Consider the following 19,127-nt stretch of genomic DNA (forward strand, 5'->3'; position numbering starts at 1 on the left):
GCAAATGCGCACCCGTCGGCCCTCACGCCGCCTCGCCCGTCACCCGCCAGATCACGTCGCCGACATCGTCCGCCACCAGCAAGGACCCGTCCGGGCCGAGGCTGACTCCGACCGGCCGTCCATAGGACGCCCGCTCGTCGGGCGAAAGGAAGCCGGACAGAATGTCGCGCGGAGGGCCGGCGGGGCGTCCGTTTGCGAACGGTATGAAGACAACCTTGTAGCCGCTCAGCGAGCTGCGGTTCCAGGAACCATGCTGACCGATCACCATCCCATCCGGGAAGCCGGGCAGAGTGCCTGCGGGAAGCCAGCAAAGACCGAGCGAGGCAGTGTGTCCGCCCAAAGCATAGTCCGGCGTCAAAGCGGTTGCGACCAAGGCCGGATCCTGCGGCACCCGTTGGTCCACGATCTGCCCCCAGTAGCAATAGGGCCATCCATAAAAACCACCGTCGCGAACGGATGTCAGATAGTCGGGAGGCGTCTCGTCGCCCAGCCCGTCGCGTTCATTGACGACCGTCCAGAGTGCACCTGTCGTTGGCTCCCATGCCATGCCTACCGGGTTCCGCAAACCGGAGGCAAAAATGCGGCGTTGACCACTCTCGAGGTCGAGCTCGTGAATGGCCGCCCGCCCTTCCTCGGCCGCCATGCCGCGCTCGCCTATGTTGCTGAGCGACCCGACGCCGATGAAGAGCTTTCGTCGATCGCGGCTGGCAAGCAGGCTGCGTGTCCAGTGCCCGCCGCCCCTGAAGTCTGCCAGCTTTCGCCCGGTCGCGCGGATGCTGGTGTCGCCCGTTTCATAGGGGAACGCGACCACCCCGTCCGTGTTGCCGACATATAAGGTATCGCCCAGCAACGACATGCCGAACGGCTGATTGAGCCCGTCGAGAAATACGGTGCGTTTTTCGGCCACGCCGTCGCCGTCCGCATCACGCAAAAGCGAGATGCGGTTCGGACTTGCGCCCACTGCAGCGGCGCGTTTCATTGTGGTGAACATGGCGTAGTCGAAGGCAGATTTGATGCCCCCGGGCTCGCTGAGCGCCTCGGCGACCAGCACGTCGCCATTCGGCAGCACCTCAATCCAGCGGGGATGTTTGAGCCCGGCCGCGAATGCGTTCACCTTCAGCCCAGCCGCCGCAGTCGGCATTTGCCCATCGGTCCATCCCCTGGCCGTAGGCATTTTCAGGGTGGGAATGCCCTGGGGCTTGGCTCCCGGGATATTCGGGGCGCTACCATAGGCGGGTTCCAGAGAAGCGCCGTTCTGGCGGCGCACAAGGATTGTGGCGGCACCGATCAGTGCGACCAATCGACCAAAAACGTCTGACAGGCCCATGTGTCCTCCTAACCTTTTGCGAAAGCTAGCCGAAGCGCTCGCGGGTGGATACCCTCAAACTGCATTGTTCTGTGGCTGGGAAACGTCTCCTGTTGCCGATTGCCTGATCCGGCAGCGCTACTGTCGCGGTCGCTCGCGTCTTCTTCGCGCGCGTCGGAGGACGGTGCGCTGAGGGGGACCAAAGTCGCCCAATCGGAACAATCGGCGTCGTGGTCGATTACAATGGAGCTTGCCAGCTACGTTGGATGGGATGATGGCAAAGATCCCCGGGACACAAACTCTCCCGGCAGTGCTTGAGCCGCGAACGGGAACGCCAAGCCCCAGGCTGCCGGAAAACGAATTTCGCCGCCGCTTCCTCAGCCGTTTCCAAGACCCGGTTTTCAGTGGTCTTCGATCGGAACTGGATAAGATCGCTGCGGCGGCTTGGGATGCCTATTCCAACGAGCGAAAAGCACCTAACACGCGCAAGGCTGGCACTGCCTTCAAGGACCCCGATTACGACCTGTCGGTCGATTGGCTCGCGGCGCGCGACGCAATTCATGCTGCGCAAGAGCGTCACTCGGACCGTCGCGGTCCCGCGCGCATCTTGTTGATCAGCGGATCATCGCGCAGCGAACACACTTGTCCCGGCGAAATGTCGAAATCCTATCGGCTGACGCGGATCGCGCAGGAAACGATCGATCAAACGGCGGGGGTGAAGACCAGCATACTCGAGTTGCATCGCCTCACTTCGGAATTTGGGCGAACGATCCACCCGTGCAAGGCCTGCTTTTCCACCTCGCCGGCCCTCTGCCACTGGCCGTGCTCCTGCTATCCCAACTACTCGCTTGGCCAGGTCGACGACTGGATGAACGACATCTATCCGATGTGGGTAGAGGCGCACGGCATCATGATCGTCACGCCTGTGAACTGGTATCAGGTCTCATCGCCGGTAAAGCTGATGATGGATCGGCTGGTTTGCGCGGATGGCGGCAATCCGGACCCCACCCTGACACAGGGCAAGGATGCGAAGCTCGCAAAGGCGCTTGAACTCCAAGGCTGGAACTATCCTCGGCATCTCGCCGGGCCGCTCTTCTCGGTCATCGTTCACGGGGACGTGGAGGGGGCCGAGAACGTTCGACGCAGCCTGTCCGACTGGCTGTGCTACATGCATCTCGAGCCGGCGGGGCCCTTGGCGGAGATGGATCGCTATATCGGCTACTGGAAGCCATACGCGCTCAGTCACCAGGAGCTTGATGCGGACGAGACCGTGCAGGAAGAGGTCCGCAATGCGGCGCGAACATTGGTCGAGGCGGTGATGCTCAAGCGAGCGGGCAAACTCGTTTCGGCGGGTGGCGAGCTCTCGGCCCCACGGCAGAAATAGTCAAGCTCTGGCCCTTGCGAAGCGATCCGCGGAACAACTCATATCCAGGAGCGTTGGGCCACCACAGGAGGAATAACGATGGCCGACCCTAATCTGCATCAATCGCATGACCTCATCGCCAGCGACATGGTCGTGGGCACCACTGTCTACGACATGAACGGCAATCAGGTAGGCTCAATAGAGAGGATCATTCTGGAAAAACGCGGTGGACGCGTCGCCTATGCCGTGATGAGCTTTGGCGGCTTTCTCGGGGTTGGACATGAACACTATCCGCTTCCCTGGGAAATGCTCGACTACAATACGGATCTCGGCGGTTTCCAGGTTAACATCACAAAGGAACAGGTCGAGGGAGCCCCCCGCTATCCCGCAGACCGGGAATATGACTGGGGGCCCGAAAGCGGCCGTAAAGTCTACGACTATTATGGCATTCCGCCCTATTGGGTATGAATTCGCAAATGCTCAGCGCTCCGCGTCCGCGTTGATGCGGAGTGCTGTCCATTGCCGCTTCGCTGCTGGATTGTGCCATTTCGAGCGGTGTTCATTGAGGAGCGGCTTGACGGCAAGTGCCAACAGGACGTGATCTATCTGCCTGGATCGGGACTACTCCGAAAGCGCGCTGCTAAGTACTCTCCCGCGCTGCTCCTGTAGCTCTCCGGTCTCGTGTCTTTGCGCCCGCGGACGGGTGCCTCGCGCAGTTTCGGCTGCGTCATCAGTGGCTCCTTGACGTGTGAGACGGCCGGCCGCATACCCAGCTTCAAATGCTTCGCGTGTTCGCGCCATGTCACGATTGCACCGGGCAACATGTCCAAGCCCTCGCCACCACTCTTCCCAAGCATCCGTTACTTGCATCTGAACCTCCCTGGCGCAGCCGGGACCGCCTCGTGTGGAAGTTGAGCCGACCGGGTCGTCAGTCGCATAGCTGGCGAGGTCGTCCGAGGTGACACTATTCAGCAATACAATTCGCGAGCCCGCCGTTTGCCCTTTGGAACTTCGTCGCGCGCGCACTCCCGGCTGAGTGCTAAGCAATATATATCATAGCATGATATACGCAAAGAATGTAATCGGTTGCCTTTCGCGCACATAGGGCGCCGCTCAGCTCGTCAAGCGTTGTTTGTCATGCTTGCGTCCTAAGCACCATTGCTCGCCTCTCGCGAAGGCGGATTCAAGTTGCCTCCACGAGAAGTCATTAGCACCAGGCGCGGTGGGCGCTCTGGCGCCAGACACCGGTTAGTCGTCCATTCAACACCAACTGCTCAGCGTTTCCCTGAAACGGAAGGCCCGATTAGGGGCGAATGGACTACTGTGATCCTGGTTTCACAGTAGTCCTGATCTTCGCCACTGCCTCGAGCGTGCGGTGGACCGGGCACTTGTCGGCAATTTCGGCAATCTTGCCGCGAAGCTCCTCCGAGACCCCGCCATCAATGGAAATGACGCGTTCGAAACGATCGATCCTGCCGCCGCCGCTGCGTTCCGGTTCGGTGCACTCTTCGCAATCTTTTGCATGGATCTTCGCATGCGAGACGTCGACGCCGATGCGTCCGAGCGGCAGCTGCTTATGGTCGGCATAGAGGCGCAGCGTCATCGAGGTGCAGGCGCCAAGAGCAATGGACAGGAAGTCATAGGGCGATGGTCCGGAATCGAGTCCTCCCACGCTCTCGGGTTCATCGGCGAACAGCCGATGACCGCCAGCGTGAATCGCGTTCTGAAACTTGCCTTCGCCGGTTTCCATCACACGCACATGTTCAATTGGTCCGGTGCCCTGCGGCGTGTCGGCGGCAAGATAGCGCGTCAGCCACGACGAAATGATCCGTCCGGCAAAGGCCGCATTCTCAGGGTCGGTGAGCAGGTGATCGGCACTGTCGAGCGAAACAAAACTTTTCGGATGCCTCGCCGCGCTGAAGATCTCAGTAGCGTTCTCGATTCCGACCGTCTGGTCCAACGGCGCGTGAAGAATGAGAAGCGGTTTTCTCAGGCTGGCAACAGAGTCTTTTATGCGCTGTGCACGCGCGTCTTCGACAAATTGCTTTCTGATGAGGAACCTGCGCCCGGCAAGATCAACTTCGGCCGACCCGGTCTTCTCGATCTCCTCGAGACTCGCTCCGAAGTTCTTCAAGACGTGGCCGACATCGGCCGGCGCACCGATCGTAGCAACGGCGCGGACCTCAGGAATGTCCCCGGCGACGGCCAGGACGGCGGCGCCGCCGAGTGAGTGGCCGATCAGAAGCGACGGCGCTTGATAGTGTTGGCGCAGATAGTCGGCGGCTGAGAGCAGGTCGGCAACATTGGAGGAGAAATTGGTCGAGCCGAACTCACCTTCGCTCGACCCCAAACCCGTGAAATCGAAACGCAGAACAGCGATACCTTCGCGCGCCAGCTCTGCTGCAACGCGGCGCGCTCCCGCGAGATCCTTGGAACAGGTGAAGCAATGGGCAAAAAGCGCGTAGGCGCGCAATGGACCGTTCGGTAGATCGAGGCGCGCGGCGAGCGTCGCGCCGGAATGGCCGGAAAATTGGAGCCGTTGCGAGTTGAAAGACATGGTGACTTCTCCGCTGCAGGGAAATCATCATTCTACATCCGCAAGGCCATACGGCGAGACAGAATGGCGCCGGCGCGCTCGCCGCCTTTGAACTCGGGCCCACTTCAAGAGTTTGCTTGAACAGAAATTGTATCATGCTATGATATAAAACGGAGGAGGAGAGACATGGCCGAAACGAATGACAGCGGTTGGGCGGCGTACCGACCTTCCAAGAGTGTATGGTTCTGGTCGGTTGTCGGCTCATCGATACTGACTATGGTCGTCGGTTTCACATGGGGCGGTTGGACGACAGCAGGGCGTGCCGGAACCATGGCCGATCTCGCGGTCCGGCAGGCTCGTGCAGAGCTCATTTCAAACGTTTGCGTGCACAATTTCGTGTCCGCCCCCGACGCGGCACAAAAGCTTGTGGAACTCAAGTCGAAGTCCAGTTGGGAACAAGACAATTTCATCGAGGAGGGGGGCTGGGCGGTCGTTGCTGGTCTGTCGAAGCCGGTTCCGGATGCGGCCGATATCTGTGCCGATGCGCTTGTAAGCTTGGAGGAACTTCCATCGCTCTCGGAAGTCGAGACGAGCAGCTGAACGGCGTCTTTGGACGAATATTGGCTGTGGCGGCTGGGGCGAGGGAAGGGGCAGCCTGAAATGATTTCAGGCTGCCCCTTCGGCATTTGATTTATACCTCAGCTTGCCAAAGACATGCCCTCGCAATGACAGCATTTGGCGATATAGTTCGCGAGCGCGGCACTTGCGGCATTCGCCGTTCAGATAAGTGGGCGCGCTCGCGCCTCCTCCCTCCTGAGGTGCAACCAGTATATATCATAACGTGATGTAAACAAAGGATGTTACGAATGCCCTCCGGCGCAGGTTCTCGGTCCCGCACACAAGTCCCTGAGATTGCCGATGAGGAGGCGCTTGATCCGGGGGTGTTCAAGGGGCTGGCCGGAGTCAGGCTGGCCATGCGTCGCTTCCTCTCCTTCAGCGAGGCGGTCCTTTCCGAGGCGGGCGTGACTTCGCAACAATATCAAGCACTGCTGGTACTCAAAGTTGCTCCCCAAAGCCGAATCATGCTCCGACAACTCGCCGAAGAGATGCTGATACAACATCACGGCGCGGTTCAGCTCGTTGACCGGCTGGTGGCGGCTGGACTGGCACTGCGAATCCCATCGGCCGACGACAAGCGCCGCGTCCTTGTCGGCCTCACCGATTATGGCGAACGGGTTCTGAACTTCCTGGCCAAAAGACATCTGGGTGCGATGCTCGATAACGAGCCGTTGCTGATTGAATCTCTCTCGCGTCTCCGCGCATTGGCTCGGACCGGGTAACCCCGATCCAGTCCGCTGGTCGCGTCACGTGGCGAACTGCCCAAACTACCTGATCCCGATCACCGACTCGGAGATGAATTCGAGGTCGGAGACCGCAAGGTTTCTCAGAGTGGCCCCTTTACGGAGGCGACCCCGCTGTGTCGTAGTCCGATCAGTGACAAGGACCACGCTTCCTCCGGCCGTTTGGTGCGGGTGGAAACGGCCGGGCAGCCATTCCCTGTAATGCAACACAACGGATGTTCAGCGGTTGCAGGAGCGAGCCCTCTCGCCCGCCGCTGGGGCTTCCACGCGATTGGATCGCTGACCGCCAAGTGGCATTGGCGTTCAAGGTATTGGACACCAAAGGTTCGCACGTCTGCCGGAGAAACGGGATGCAGTGGATTGAAGATCATCGCGAACTTATCACCGCGCTTACCGGGCTGGGCACCCTGGCCGTCTGGGTGGTTTACCTTCAGGTGTTCGTCAGCAACTATCGAAGGCAGCTCCGCGCCACCTTGTTGATTACGCGCGGCGCGGGAGCCGGATTGGACGCTCACTGCTTCCTCAGCAATATGAGCTCGGGACCAGTCCACGTGGCGAGCGTGCTTGTTAAACTGGAGACCACTGCGGGGTCGCTCATCTGCCCTGTAACGGACATGCTGCATCCGGAAGGAGAGTCTCCGGCCGAAGCTCGGCAGCGCACCCGGCAAGGCCCTTTAGGGAGCGGCGAGATCAGGGATCTGGGTTCCTTCGGGACCCTGATGCGCCACGCGCTGCATGCCGAATCGGAAAGCCCGCCTGCCGGCGAATGGCACACCGAGGTTCGTTCCATCATGGTCGAAATCGTGGGCCATTACGGCTCGGAAGACCTTCCCATCGGCGCGCGCAGAGTTTTCGTTGTGCTCGAAAATGCCGGCGGACCGGTGATCCGTGGACGAGAGCTACAAACGGAGCAAATCAGAAACAGGCGGGACAGAAGAAGGCTGATGGCCGATTTGGAACGTGATCGTTGAGCGTGTTCCCGGCATCTCATCATGTATCGGATGGAAAGCTGCAGTGCCGGACATCGCCATTGAAACCCTGGTGCACCGTTAGGCGCCCGTTCGGCTTGTTTTCTCTTGTTTTGACAGCTATATGTAGGTAACTACCTACATGGAGGTGAGTTGTGGGTATTACGACCCTTTCCAGCCGAGAGTTGAACCACGACGTGAGTAGCGCCAAGAAGGCAGCAAAAAGCGGCCCAGTCATCATTACGGATCGCGGCAAGCCTTCCCATGTGCTCATGACCTACAATGAATTTGAGCGCTTGACCGGCAAGCACCGCAGTCTTGTCGAGGCTCTCGCCATGCCCGGCCTGTCGGGGATCGATTTCGAGCCGCACCGCGTTGAAATCAGTCCGCGCGACGTGGACCTGTCTTGAGATATCTGCTCGATACCAATGTGGTTTCCGAATTGCGCAAGATCGGTGACGGCAAAGCCGATGCCAATGTCGTCGCATGGATCGGAGCGGAAGATGCATCGCGCTTTTTCCTTTCCGCGATCACAATTCTCGAACTGGAGCGGGGCGTACTCGGGGTGTACCGCCGAGACGCGGCACAAGGCGCCCGGTTGCGTTCCTGGCTCGACAGTCACGTGCGTCCGGAATTCGCCGGCCGTATTCTGCCGGTTGACGATGCGGTTGCGACACGTTGCGCCCACCTGCACATCCCCGACCGGCGCAATGAGGCCGACGCGCTGATTGCGGCGACGGCTCTGGTTCACGACATGACCGTTGTGACACGAAACACCAGAGACTTCGAAGGCACCGGCCTTGTTACCGTCGATCCCTGGCAAGGCTGACCTTTCACTTCTATCCGAATACGGGCGGTCGCGGCCGGGCAGCTGGATCGCCGGATAGAATCCGTTCAAGGCGACGGATAGGAATCGACCTTCTCACCGAAGCGCCGGGCGCATCTGCCTGTAGCCATCGTCCGCGATCGGGCGGAGAGCCCTAAGAAAAGAGATAATGCGGCAGCCGGCGACATTGCGTGCAAAATCGGAGACATTGGTGGATCAACTCCTATGGGAAAGACCTTGCGGTCCGCTCTGCCAATTGCCGCATTGGAGGAAAGCGGCAGTACGCTATCTCTCGACGTTTAAAGCCGCGTTGCGTGCACCTATTGGAGGAAATAATGAGCGGAGAACTCGCTGACATTTATCGTGCCTACCTGGATTGCCTCAATCGACAAGCCTGGGACGAGCTTGGTCAATTCGTTGACAACGATGTGCAGCATAACGGTCGCCTTCTAAGGCTATCGGGCTTCCGGGAAATGCTGGTGCAGGACTTCGTAGACATTCCGAATTTGCAGTTCAACATCCAACTGCTTGTCTGCGAACCGCCGCGCCTTGCTGCCCGCCTTTCATTCGATTGCTCCCCGAAAGGCGAGTTCATGGGTCTAAGCGTCAATGGACGTCGAGTGTCCTTCACGGAGAACGTTTTCTACGAGTTTGTAGGATCGAAGATCCGGTCGGTATGGTCGGTAATCGACAAGTCCGCGATAGAGGCCCAGCTCCTATACTAAAGAGAGAGAGAGAGAGAGAGAGAGAGAGAGAGAGAGAGAGAGAGAGAGAGAGAGAGAGAGAGAGAGAGAGAGAGAGAGTTGAAACGGTCCTGACGCCACCAGCAAGAGCAACGGCCATGGCCTTTTATTCAGTGTTCAGTTCCGCGTATGGGCGGGGGTGTGCAACGACACCCCCGCCTTTTCGGCCGCCGCCCGCAAACGCTTGTCTCTCGTCCACAAAGCCAGTCGCTGATCGAGGAGAACCGATGCCAGCAAATGGGCATCCGTGTAGCCAATCCCCATGCTGAAAATGGCGTGGCGATCAACCATCATCATGACCTCGTGGTGCGTTGCGACGAGTGCTTCGCGCTGAGCCATCAGGAATGCTATCACACTACTGCGTTCCCGAAGACTGCCGAGTGCAAGCTCTCCGATCACGGCCGGATGGCAGAGGAGACGATCGTCCTCAATAATCCTACGCAGCTCGGCATCGGTATGCCGGAAATGATCAATCCAGATTGAAGTGTCGGCAAGAATCACTTGGCAGCTGCGCTCCGGCGGCGTGGAGCTGCCTCCGCATCCGGCATAGTTCCCCCGAGCGCGATGAGGCGTTTTCCTGACTCCACACGGACAAGCGTCTCCAATGCCTGGCGGACCAGAGCGGCGGTTTCTTTCGTGCCGGTTAGGGACTTGGCCCTTTCCATGAGAGCGTCGTCGAGGTTGATAGTCGATCGCATCGTTCGGGTTCCTGATTTTGGTGCTACAAATAGCACCATTTGGTGAAGAAATCTACGCCTGAACTGGCCATCGTAGCGACCGCATCGGCCGCACGAGCCTAAGACTGGCTAGGGCTGAGGGTTCGATTCCGCTCAAGGCGAGGGATGCACAGTCACTTGCCGAGACAGTCGCTTCGAAACGGGCGAGGGGCAGGAAGCAGTCCTTCGGAGCCGTTTCATTCACCCTGCGTGGCTGTCGGACTCTGCTGGGTGCAGATATTCTGTATCACGATGATCCGCTATCGCGGATCGTCGGAGCTCGGCGAGGAATGCCGTTGCGACCTCGGTTGCCTCGGACGCATCCGCGGATTCGACATCCAAACCGTGCGCAGCGCGGTCCATGGTCTGTAGAGCCTTCCGGAGCCGATCTGCGGTTTGGGGCGCCAAACCGAGTCGCTGCAGTTCCGTTAGCATTGGTCCAAGACACAGCGGACGCTCGGCTTCGGTCTGATCGGCCACCAGTAGCCGGATTTCACGCTCAACCTCTATGCGCAGCTTCACGAGCGCCATCAACGGGAATTCGCGCGCAAACTCCGCCTCTGTCGGTAGCTCTCTCTGCAAGGGCTCGGGGAGGGCGGCAGAGAGTCTATATTCCGCAACGCCCATCGGCTTTGTGGAGTCTCGAAGCGCGTATTCGACGATCACTTCATTCTTGCCTTTGCACAGAATGATGCCGATGCTAGGGCGTCGGAATCGTGTCGAAGTTGGGCATCGACCGCGGACAGATAGAAGTTCATCTTCCCAGCGAACTCCGGCCTAAAGTCCTCGATCTTCAGCTCTACAATGACGAAACAGCGCAGCCGCAAATGATAGAATAGAAGATCCAGATAATAGTCCTGCCCACCAACTTCGAGATGATGCTGGCTGCCGACGAATGCGAAGCGTTTACCGAGCTCAAGAATGAGAGAGCGTAGGTGCTCGAGTAGTCCTTGCTCGAGTTCGCGCTCGGACATTGCCGGACCGAGGGCAAGAAAATCGAAGCTGTAAGGATCTTTGATTAACTCCTGCGCCAAATCGGATTGCGGAGCAGGCAGTGTCCGGGCGAAATTTGTAAGTGCCTTCCCCTGCCGCTGGTAGAGGCCGCTTTCGATCTGATGTACGAGAACATTGCGGCTCCACCCATGTTCTACCGCTTGGCGAGCATACCAGAGCCGCTCTTCGGAGCTTTTCAACGCCTCGATGAGCTTGACGTTATGACCCCAGGGCAATTGTGCAACAAGTTGTTGCACGATTTCTTCATCCGGAAACGCCTCAGCAAAGGCGCGCATATATTTGAGGTTCCGCGGCGAAAGCCCCGTCATCTCGGGAAAATCGCGCCGAAGATCCGTGGCGAGCCGATCGATGACGCGCGCGCCCCATCCTTGGCGACCTGGCGTGCCAGGATCTCGCGGCCGATGCTCCAGTAGAGCAAGATGAGTTCTTGGTTGACAGCGACGGCCGCCTTCAGGCGAGCTGTTCGGATCCTGTCCTTAAGCTCCGCAAGCAGAGAGGCATACCCGTCGCCGTCAGATGAAGGAATGAGCGTGGTCATGGGTGAGTCTTTATCAGGCCGGGCCGGAAAAAGCTCTACCGATCACGAATTCGCGTAGTCATCCATCACTTTAATTTAGCCGCTATGACGGCGGGTCCGCGGTTCGATTCCGCTCAAGGCGAGGGATACAGGTCGATCGTCCCGAACGCCGGAGCGATGCTGAAGTGTAGCGGCATTCGTGACCGGAGAGGCGCTTCTGTCTTTAGTAATTTGTTTCAAATTTCGATCATAATTAAATATAATATTAGACTATTATTGTAATTGAACTTGCCGAAAAGCAGAACTATATTTCCGTGATCAACTATGAGGCATCGGCTTATCTTCCGGACGCCTCGTGTCTCAGCTGGGAGGAGCGGTTTCATGACAACGATCATGGGGACGGGCGCGGGCGATACGCTGCGCGGGACGGACGAGACGGATCGCATCTGGGGCCTTGCCGGCAATGACGACATCGATGGCGGTGGCGGAGATGACCTTGTCGATGCCGGTGCGGGAGACGACGTCGTCAGGAGCACAAGCGGCTATGACCGCCTCGACGGCGGCGACGGCGACGACCGGTTGATCCTCGCCGGGACGGGCGGCGCGGTCACCGGCGGCGCTGGCCACGATACCCTCGCCGTCAATGCCTCCTTGGCGACGGAGGACGTGATCTTCAACGGTCTGCAGGGTCACGCCATGATAGGCCGCGATCCCTCGACCGCCCAGCATGTCTTCTTCCGGGATATCGAGCGCCTGGAGCTGCTCACCGGCAGTGGAAATGACATCGTCTACGGCAGTACGCGCGACGATGTCATCGTGACCGGTGACGGGTCCGACGCGATCACCACGACGCTGTATTCGGCTGTGATCGATGGCGGCGCCGGACGGGATTTGATTACAATCGACAATTCCGAAGACGTGGATGGCGTCACCATCGACTTCGCCGCGGGCAGTGCATCGACTGGCACGGTCCTGCGCAACCTCGAGACGGCCCGTGTCTGGACCGGAAGCGGCGACGATACCGTGATCGCCGGGGGCCTCGACGATCTCCTCGCCAATACCGGTGCGGGTGACGATCGAATCGAGGGCGGAGACGGCAACGACAACCTGGACGGCGGCCTGGGCAATGACGTTTTGTCAGGCGGAGACGGCAATGACGGGCTGAGCGGCGATGCCGCCAATGACCGCCTCTTCGGCGGGGCGGGGAATGACGGCCTGTCCGGCGGGAGCGGAGCCGACACGATGTCCGGCGGCGACGGGGATGACAATGTCAGGGCGGGAGCCGGCAATGATATCCTCGAGGGCGGCGCCGGCGATGACAGAATGGACGGTGGCCCAGGAGACGATCGCCTCTTTGGCGGATCGGGCAACGACATCATGGAAAGCTTCGACGGTCGCGACGTCATCGACGGCGGCGATGGCGACGACCGGATTTCGCGTTTCTCCGGCAGCGGCCCGGCAACGATCAGCGGCGGCGCGGGGAATGACCAGATCAGAGCGTGGGGTTCGGACAGCGTCGACGGCGGCACAGGGGATGACCGGATCGGAGCGGGGAGCTCGGGCAGCGTCGACGGGGGGGAGGGCAACGATCACCTCGCGTTCGAAGTGTCCCATCTGCTTGGGCCTGTCGATTTCGACGCGACGCGTGGATCGATCTCGACCGGGCTGACATGGACCGACATCGAGAGCTTCACCGTGTCCACCGGGAGATTTGGCGATCTTGACGATACGCTGCGTGGCGCCGACGGGGCTGATCAGCTCTCAGCCTTTTTCGGTGACGATCTTCTGGAAGGACGGGCCGGAGACGACCGCCTGTTCGGTGGCGATGACAACGACCGCCTGCTCGGCGGCGACGGCGACGACTTCCTGTCCGGCGATTTTGGCGACGATCGCCTGCTTGGCGGCGTCGGCTCCGACGATCTGCGGGGCGAAGCTGGGGTCGACGATCTGAGCGGCGGTTCGGGTGACGATCACTTGTGGGGACATACGGGCAGGGACCGGCTGTCAGGCCAGGAGGGAGCCGATTATCTGCACGGTGGCGGCGATGCTGACATATTCCAGTGGTCCGTCTCGTCTCTTGAGACCGACAGCGTCGACCGCATCGCGGATTTCAGCGCTTTGGCGGGCGACATCCTCAGCTTCGCCATCGACGCCGATGGCGAGATCGCCTCGATCCGCAGCTACGCGGATTTCCTGGCGGCCGCGCATGACACGCAGGACGGCGTCTTCGTCACGCTCGACGGGTTCCACGATGCCGGCATCCTGATCGAGGGCGTCACCCTCACGGAGATTTCGGCCGAGAACCTGTCCTTCACCGAGTTTTACTTTTGAGGCGCATGGCGGTGCCCGAACCGGGCATGTCAATCGGCGTCGAATGGAATGTGGCGCTCACCGTGAGGTGCCGCCCAAGGGAGTTCAGCCTTCCTCCACGAGGCGGTTGCAGGCCGTCTTCCCGGGATGTTCACGTTCTGGGCTAAGAGGATCGCAGACCGCGCCAATCATGTGGGTCGGCGATTGCGATGGTCGTAGCGTCGCGCCTCCGGCATGCGCGCCGAATGCCGAAGGGCGGCGTTGTTTTCGGCGGCCTCATCCGGAATATCGAGGTCGAATTCATTTCGATTTGACCTATCCACGTCGTTCTGGCGACCCTATGAGAGTCGCATCAGAAGAATCGCACGGGAGAGACGGCATATGAGCCATGAGGCACAGAAAACCATCACCACATGGTACGTCGACCCGGACGCGGAAGACAGGATGGCGGACGGACACGCCCCGATCTGGCGGCATCTCGTAGGGCTCATCGTCGAGCGCGATCTTTCGGAAAAGAATGTCGTCGACTTCGGCTGCAACCAAGGCGGCCTGCTGCGGCATCTTTATGCGATCAGGCCGTTCCGCAAGGCGCTCGGCATCGACATTGCAGAGCAATCCATCGCAAAGGCCGAGACTCTCAAGGGCAATATTCCCGTCCAACACGCTGTTGGTGGAACGCTCGAAGGCTGGGTCGACGAGTTCGATGTCGCGATCAGCCATGAGGTCATTTACCTCCTCGAGGACATCGACGCCCATGCCGCCGACATCTTCAAGGCTCTGAAGCCCGGTGGAGTGTACTATGCCGTTACCGGTTGCCACACGGACAACCCGCTCTGGCCGAAATGGCGCGAGCTCGTGGCGAGGCGCACGAACACCGTCGTCCAGGATCGCTCCATTTCCGATTACTGCCGCGCCTTTGCGAAGGCTGGCTTCGAGGTCTCCGGCCGGAAGCTGGAGTATGACGGATACATTCCATTCGTCGAGGATGGCTGGACTCCGGATTTTGCCGATGCCCTGAACTATTACACTGAGAGCAAGATCGTGTTCCGCCTGATCAAGCGCCGGAGCGAAGGAAGCGCGTAAGCTCTACGTCGAAATGCGGCGGCTTGTCCGGGGCGACCTCGACGAACCGCCCCTTCACCCGGAATGTCTTTTCAATCAGGCCGCTTTCGGCCAGCGCCTTCGGCTCCCCGTCGAAGCGCAACTCGCCTCTCTCCAGCAGCGAGATGCGGTCGCTGATGGCAATCGCCTGGTTGATGTCATGGATCGCCATGACGATCGTCACGCCTTTCTCTCGGCTGAGGCGATGGACGAGGTCCAGAACCTCCACCTGATATCCGATGTCCAGGAATGACGTCGGCTCGTCGAGCAGAAGGATGGCTGCCTCCTGTGCCAGCGCCGCCGATATCCACGCCCGCTGCCGTTCGCCGCCCGAGAGCTCCTGAAGTGTTCGATTCGCCAAACGCGTGAGGCCGGTGCTTTCAAGCGCCCATTCGATGGCCGCCTCGTCCTTATGGTCGTAGGAGCGGAAGAGCCCGACGTGAGGAAAGCGCCCCTGCCGCACAAGCTGGGCGATGGTCATCTCGTCGGGGGCGGACGGCTGCTGCGGCAAGAAGGCGAGCTTTTTGGCGATGGTGCGCCGCGACATCGAAGTCACCTGAACATCCCCGATCTTCGCCTGCCCCTCCGCGGGCCGGATCAGGCCTGCCATTGCCTGTAGTGCTGTGCTTTTTCCGGAGCCGTTCGGTCCGATAAGGGTGCGGATTTCGCCTTTCTGCACCGATAGCCGAAAGCCGTTCAGCGCCTTCCGGCGACCGTAGTTAACCGATAATTGCGTACATCTCAGAGGCATGGGCGATCTCAGGGAGCTTTGCGTACAAGGGCGAGCAGTACCGGCACCCCGACGATGGCAGTGACCACTCCGATCGGCACTTCTTCGGCTTGCCCGACCAGACGACCAATCAGGTCTCCGAGGGTGACGATCACCGCTCCGAGGACGACCGTCAGGGGAAGCACCAGCGGGAAATCCCGCCCGGCGAGGAAGCGCGCCAGATGCGGCACCATGAGCCCTACGAAAACGATCGGGCCCACTGCCCCCACGGCGCTTGCGGCGAGCGTGCAGGATACGAGCAGGGCAAGCGAAAATTGCTTGCGATAGGAGAGCCCAAAGGAACGGGCGACAGCGGAGTCGAACTGCAAGAGGACCAGCGGACGATAGATCAGAGGGAGGGCGGCCAGGCCGGCGATCGTAAACGGCAGCAGGAAGATCGCGTGATCCCATGTGCGCGCATAAAGGCTTCCGGAGAGCCATTCGAGAATGATTTCGATGCGGGCCGAGCCCCAGCCCGCGATCAGGCCTATGGCAAGCGCGTGCAGCACCGCCCCAATCGCGATCCCGCAGAGCGTGATCCTGAGCGGACTGAGGTCGAGCCGGAAAGCCATAATGTAGATGACCCCTCCCGCCGCGATGCCACCCACCATTCCCGCCAGGGGCAGCCATGCGATCGGCAGCTCGGCCACGGTGTTGGAACCGGGATCAAAGATGTAGACGGTGAACAGCAAGAACGCTGTGACCGTCAAAGTCGCGCCCTGCGACACCCCCATCAGTGACGGATCGGCGAGAGGGTTTCGGGTTATCGTTTGGAGCAATAGTCCTGCGACGGCGAACTGAATTCCGGCGAGGATGCCCGTGACGATACGTGGCAGACGGATGTCGAGAATGATCGAACGTGCTTCAGGCGAACCGCTCCCGGCCAGAACCGAGGCGACGTCCGCTGCGGGAATGTCGACCACGCCAAGGAGCACAGCGGCGACGAACGAGAACAGGACCAGCAGAATGACCGCGGGCAGGAGCCACGGTTTCGATCGGGTAAGGCCGAGCGGGACTGGAGTCATGCGGTCGTTCCCTTGATACCGACGCGTCCTCGCTGGATGAGATAGATGAAAATCGGCCCGCCGAGAAGCGCGGTGATGATGCCGACGGGAAGCTCCTTCGGGATGGCAATGGTGCGAGCGATGAAGTCGGCGCAGGTCACCATTAGCGCCCCGATGGCCGCCGCGAGCGCGATCTCAAACGCAGTTCCCGAGGGCCGCAGGAGCCGGGCGATATGCGGGGCTGCCAGACCGACGAAGGCGACGGGGCCTGCAACGGGGGCGACGCCTGCTACCGGACAGATGCCGAGAAGCAGCAGGACGGGTTTCCAGAAATGAAGCTGTACGCCCATTCCGGCGGCGGCGTGATCGCTCAGGGCGAACATGGCGATGACCCGGTGCAGCGACAGCGCTCCCACTACCCCAAGGCCCACCCAGGGAAGCATATGGACGAGGTGCGGCCAGGTGCGTCCGGCAAAGCCGCCGGACAGCCAGAACAGCAGTGCGGTCGATTGCGGCCCCGCCAGAAGCAGCATGTAAATCGTGATCGCCCCGAGAAACAGCGACACGCTGACGCCCGCGAGGGCGAGATGAAGCGGGCGCCCGGTTCCGCCGCGTGCCACCCAGAACGTCACCCAAGCGGCGGCGAGACCGCCCGCGAGGCCTACGAACGGGTAGTAGGCGGATGAAAACCATGGCAGCAAGACGAAGCAGCCGACGATGGGCGCGACGGCGCCGGCGGTGACGCCCGTAATCCCCGGATCGGCGAGCGGGTTGCGGGTCAGTGCCTGCAGCAGATAGCCCGAGACAGCGAGGCCCGAACCCGCGACGGCGGCCGCCAGGCTTCGCGGCAGCCTCAAGGTCCAAACCAGGATCGACTCGATCTTGCCGTCGGGAGCAAAGAGCACGCGCAGAACGGCATCGATGGAAAGTGTCCGCGCCCCAAACAGCAGCCCGACGAGAACAATCAGCAGGGTCGCCGCGAAGACGAAGCCTATGGCTATGGAGGATTTCCGGGTGCCCATCGCCGTCGCGATCGCTCGTCCGCTATTTCTGAGCCTCGGCGGGAATGATCCTGGCGGCTTCCGCCTTGACGTCCACGGCAGGGAAGACGTCGGGATAGAGGTAGTGGGCGGCCTCGCGCAGAACGATTTCGCGCGCGATGGGGCCGTTGGTCTCGACCCATTGGTCGCCGACATAGAACACCCGATTGTTCTTGACGGCCGTCAGTTCCTGCCAGATCGGGTTGTTCTCATGCGGCCGATCGGGGCCCGAGTCGTAAATAAAGAGGACTTCAGGGTCTTTCTCGAGCATGGTTTCCAGGCTGAGATCGACGCCGAATTCGCCGCCCGGCGTCATGTTGCCGGCGATGTTCTCGCCACCAATCGCCGCGACGATGGACGCAGCCGTGTTTTCCGTGTGGAATGCGAACGGCGTCTCGCCACCCCACATGATCGCGAAGCGAGGGTTCACCCCCTTCGGAGCCCCGGCGGCGAATTCCGCCAGGTGCTCGCGGAACTCCTTGTTCAACTGGAGGCCGCGCTCGGGCTTGCCGAGGATCTTCGAGAGCTCGGCGATCTCACGGTCGCTCCCGTCCAAAAGCTCCATGTTGTAAGCGACATAGGGGGCAATCTTCTCGAGGTGCGGCGCATTGCCGACGGTGTAGCGGCGGATGGCGACGATCATGTCGGGCTTGGCTTCCGCAAGAAGCTCCAGGTTTGGCTTGGCCCGCTGGCCGATCTGCTTCATGCCCGCCGTCATGCCGAGGAGGAAGTCCGGCTCCCGTCCCGCCGTCATATAGGTGCTCGCCACGGGCTTGATGCCAAGGGCAAGAGCCACGTCATCCGCGAAGTAGGAGATCGAGGCGATGCGTTTCGGCTGAAGCGGTACCTCCACCTGCACGCCACGGTCGTCGGTGATCGTCAGCGTCTTGCTGTCCTGGGCGTGAGCGGGGCCTCCCGCCATCACTGCCAGAAGAGCAGAGAGAATTGCGATTCTACGTGCGTTCGCCACGGCGATGTCCTCCACATGAATGTCGACACCGCTTTAGCTATTAAAGAGGAGTCCTGCAATCCACTTACCTGCACTTCCGATCAATTCCGAGAGTCGCTTCCGCGTTTGGGCCCGGTGCGTTGCCCAGTGCTCGAAAGGTGATGGTCCACGGCATCGACGCTTGACACCGTCCACATTTCGAGTATTCTCGACATATGGAACAGGAAAATGCAATTCTGGCCCTTGCGGCGCTCGCTCAATCGACCCGGCTGGAGACCTTCCGCCTTCTTGTCCGGCATGAGCCCCACGGGCTGCCCGCCGGCGATATCGCGCGCACCTTGGCGGTCCCCCACAACACCATGTCGACGCATCTGAATATTCTTGCTCGGGCGGGCTTGGTGTCTTCGGAACGCCGCAGCCGCCTCATCGTTTACCGCGCGGATGTTTCGCGTCTGCGCGATCTCACCCTTTTTCTCCTCAAGGATTGCTGCGGAGGGGATGCCGATCTCTGCGCTCCGCTGATCGAGGAACTCAATCCCTGTCGTTCAAAGGAAAAGGTAACCGGATGACCAAGACGACGTTCAATGTGATGTTTCTCTGCACG

19 protein-coding genes and 2 pseudogenes are annotated in these 19,127 nt (G+C 60.5%); 12 read left to right on the top strand and 9 right to left on the bottom strand.

What is annotated here, in order from left to right:
- Nucleotides 1-22: 22 nt before the first annotated feature.
- Nucleotides 23-1,327, bottom strand: coding sequence for a PQQ-dependent sugar dehydrogenase (locus ACFHWW_RS25000; protein WP_379941480.1), 1,305 nt, complete (start codon nucleotides 1,325-1,327; stop codon nucleotides 23-25).
- A gap of 250 nt (nucleotides 1,328-1,577) precedes the next feature.
- Here ACFHWW_RS25000 and ACFHWW_RS25005 point away from each other — a divergent pair, with 250 nt between their 5' ends.
- Both ACFHWW_RS25005 and ACFHWW_RS25010 read left to right on the top strand, forming a co-directional pair.
- Nucleotides 1,578-2,690, top strand: a complete 1,113-nt coding sequence (locus tag ACFHWW_RS25005; RefSeq protein WP_379941482.1) for a flavodoxin family protein — start codon at nucleotides 1,578-1,580, stop codon at nucleotides 2,688-2,690.
- Between the two features lie 78 nt (nucleotides 2,691-2,768).
- Nucleotides 2,769-3,137 (top strand): PRC-barrel domain-containing protein, encoded by a 369-nt coding sequence (locus ACFHWW_RS25010; RefSeq protein ID WP_018096592.1) that lies wholly within the window; start codon nucleotides 2,769-2,771, stop codon nucleotides 3,135-3,137.
- Nucleotides 3,138-3,987: 850 nt separating this feature from the next.
- Here ACFHWW_RS25010 and ACFHWW_RS25015 read toward each other — a convergent pair.
- A complete protein-coding gene (locus ACFHWW_RS25015; protein WP_379941484.1) occupies nucleotides 3,988-5,226 on the bottom strand; it encodes an alpha/beta fold hydrolase in 1,239 nt (412 codons plus the stop codon).
- Nucleotides 5,227-5,391: 165 nt separating this feature from the next.
- Here ACFHWW_RS25015 and ACFHWW_RS25020 point away from each other — a divergent pair, with 165 nt between their 5' ends.
- The 7 genes and pseudogenes from ACFHWW_RS25020 to ACFHWW_RS25050 all read left to right on the top strand — a co-directional run.
- Entirely contained in the window at nucleotides 5,392-5,805 is a 414-nt protein-coding gene (locus ACFHWW_RS25020) for a hypothetical protein (RefSeq protein WP_379941486.1), read from the top strand.
- A 266-nt stretch (nucleotides 5,806-6,071) separates the two neighbouring features.
- The gene (locus ACFHWW_RS25025) at nucleotides 6,072-6,545 is read left to right on the top strand and encodes a MarR family winged helix-turn-helix transcriptional regulator (protein WP_379941488.1); all 474 of its coding nucleotides are present in this window, start codon (nucleotides 6,072-6,074) and stop codon (nucleotides 6,543-6,545) included.
- A gap of 371 nt (nucleotides 6,546-6,916) precedes the next feature.
- A complete protein-coding gene (locus ACFHWW_RS25030) occupies nucleotides 6,917-7,537 on the top strand; it encodes a hypothetical protein (RefSeq protein ID WP_379941490.1) in 621 nt (206 codons plus the stop codon).
- Between the two features lie 152 nt (nucleotides 7,538-7,689).
- Complete coding sequence (locus tag ACFHWW_RS25035) at nucleotides 7,690-7,944, top strand: type II toxin-antitoxin system Phd/YefM family antitoxin (protein WP_338280214.1); 255 nt, start codon at nucleotides 7,690-7,692, stop codon at nucleotides 7,942-7,944.
- Nucleotides 7,941-8,363, top strand: coding sequence for a type II toxin-antitoxin system VapC family toxin (locus ACFHWW_RS25040; protein ID WP_379941492.1), 423 nt, complete (start codon nucleotides 7,941-7,943; stop codon nucleotides 8,361-8,363). The genes ACFHWW_RS25035 and ACFHWW_RS25040 overlap by 4 nt, the downstream gene beginning before the upstream one ends.
- Before the next feature lie 332 nt (nucleotides 8,364-8,695).
- Complete coding sequence (locus tag ACFHWW_RS25045; protein ID WP_379941494.1) at nucleotides 8,696-9,085, top strand: ester cyclase; 390 nt, start codon at nucleotides 8,696-8,698, stop codon at nucleotides 9,083-9,085.
- Nucleotides 9,037-9,156 (top strand): annotated as a pseudogene (locus ACFHWW_RS25050) (hypothetical protein); the annotation flags it as partial. The gene ACFHWW_RS25045 and the pseudogene ACFHWW_RS25050, both read left to right, overlap by 49 nt.
- A 64-nt stretch (nucleotides 9,157-9,220) precedes the next feature.
- On the opposite strand, the gene ACFHWW_RS25055 reads toward ACFHWW_RS25050, so the two are convergent.
- The 3 genes and pseudogenes from ACFHWW_RS25055 to ACFHWW_RS25065 form a co-directional block, all read right to left on the bottom strand.
- On the bottom strand, nucleotides 9,221-9,604 hold the full coding sequence (locus ACFHWW_RS25055; RefSeq protein WP_379941496.1) for a type II toxin-antitoxin system VapC family toxin: 384 nt from the start codon (nucleotides 9,602-9,604) through the stop codon (nucleotides 9,221-9,223).
- Nucleotides 9,601-9,801, bottom strand: coding sequence for a type II toxin-antitoxin system VapB family antitoxin (locus ACFHWW_RS25060; RefSeq protein ID WP_018096606.1), 201 nt, complete (start codon nucleotides 9,799-9,801; stop codon nucleotides 9,601-9,603). The genes ACFHWW_RS25055 and ACFHWW_RS25060 overlap by 4 nt, the downstream gene beginning before the upstream one ends.
- A 219-nt stretch (nucleotides 9,802-10,020) precedes the next feature.
- Nucleotides 10,021-11,371 (bottom strand): annotated as a pseudogene (locus ACFHWW_RS25065) (YhcG family protein).
- A 360-nt stretch (nucleotides 11,372-11,731) separates the two neighbouring features.
- On the opposite strand from ACFHWW_RS25065, the gene ACFHWW_RS25070 reads away from it, so the two are divergent.
- Nucleotides 11,732-13,681: a calcium-binding protein gene (locus ACFHWW_RS25070; RefSeq protein ID WP_379941498.1), complete on the top strand. Its 1,950-nt coding sequence runs from the start codon at nucleotides 11,732-11,734 to the stop codon at nucleotides 13,679-13,681.
- 360 nt (nucleotides 13,682-14,041) lie between these two features.
- The gene (locus ACFHWW_RS25075; RefSeq protein ID WP_379941500.1) at nucleotides 14,042-14,743 is read left to right on the top strand and encodes a class I SAM-dependent methyltransferase; all 702 of its coding nucleotides are present in this window, start codon (nucleotides 14,042-14,044) and stop codon (nucleotides 14,741-14,743) included.
- Here the strand turns inward: ACFHWW_RS25075 and ACFHWW_RS25080 are convergent.
- From ACFHWW_RS25080 to ACFHWW_RS25095, 4 genes are read right to left on the bottom strand one after another with little or no spacing between them, the layout of a single operon-like run.
- Nucleotides 14,715-15,512, bottom strand: a complete 798-nt coding sequence (locus ACFHWW_RS25080) for an ABC transporter ATP-binding protein (protein WP_379941502.1) — start codon at nucleotides 15,510-15,512, stop codon at nucleotides 14,715-14,717. The two genes, ACFHWW_RS25075 and ACFHWW_RS25080, sit on opposite strands and share 29 nt — an antisense overlap.
- An 8-nt stretch (nucleotides 15,513-15,520) precedes the next feature.
- Complete coding sequence (locus ACFHWW_RS25085) at nucleotides 15,521-16,555, bottom strand: FecCD family ABC transporter permease (RefSeq protein ID WP_379941504.1); 1,035 nt, start codon at nucleotides 16,553-16,555, stop codon at nucleotides 15,521-15,523.
- On the bottom strand, nucleotides 16,552-17,556 hold the full coding sequence (locus ACFHWW_RS25090; RefSeq protein WP_379941506.1) for a FecCD family ABC transporter permease: 1,005 nt from the start codon (nucleotides 17,554-17,556) through the stop codon (nucleotides 16,552-16,554). The genes ACFHWW_RS25085 and ACFHWW_RS25090 overlap by 4 nt, the downstream gene beginning before the upstream one ends.
- A 22-nt stretch (nucleotides 17,557-17,578) precedes the next feature.
- A complete protein-coding gene (locus ACFHWW_RS25095) occupies nucleotides 17,579-18,496 on the bottom strand; it encodes an ABC transporter substrate-binding protein (RefSeq protein ID WP_379941529.1) in 918 nt (305 codons plus the stop codon).
- Between the two features lie 242 nt (nucleotides 18,497-18,738).
- Between ACFHWW_RS25095 and ACFHWW_RS25100 the strand changes: the two genes are divergently transcribed.
- Nucleotides 18,739-19,092: a metalloregulator ArsR/SmtB family transcription factor gene (locus tag ACFHWW_RS25100; RefSeq protein ID WP_324764925.1), complete on the top strand. Its 354-nt coding sequence runs from the start codon at nucleotides 18,739-18,741 to the stop codon at nucleotides 19,090-19,092.
- The last annotated feature ends 35 nt before the right edge of the window (nucleotides 19,093-19,127 follow it).

Origin of the sequence: Sinorhizobium sp. P24N7, from assembly GCF_042436655.1 — a bacterium.
Lineage (GTDB): Bacteria > Pseudomonadota > Alphaproteobacteria > Rhizobiales > Rhizobiaceae > Sinorhizobium > Sinorhizobium meliloti_A.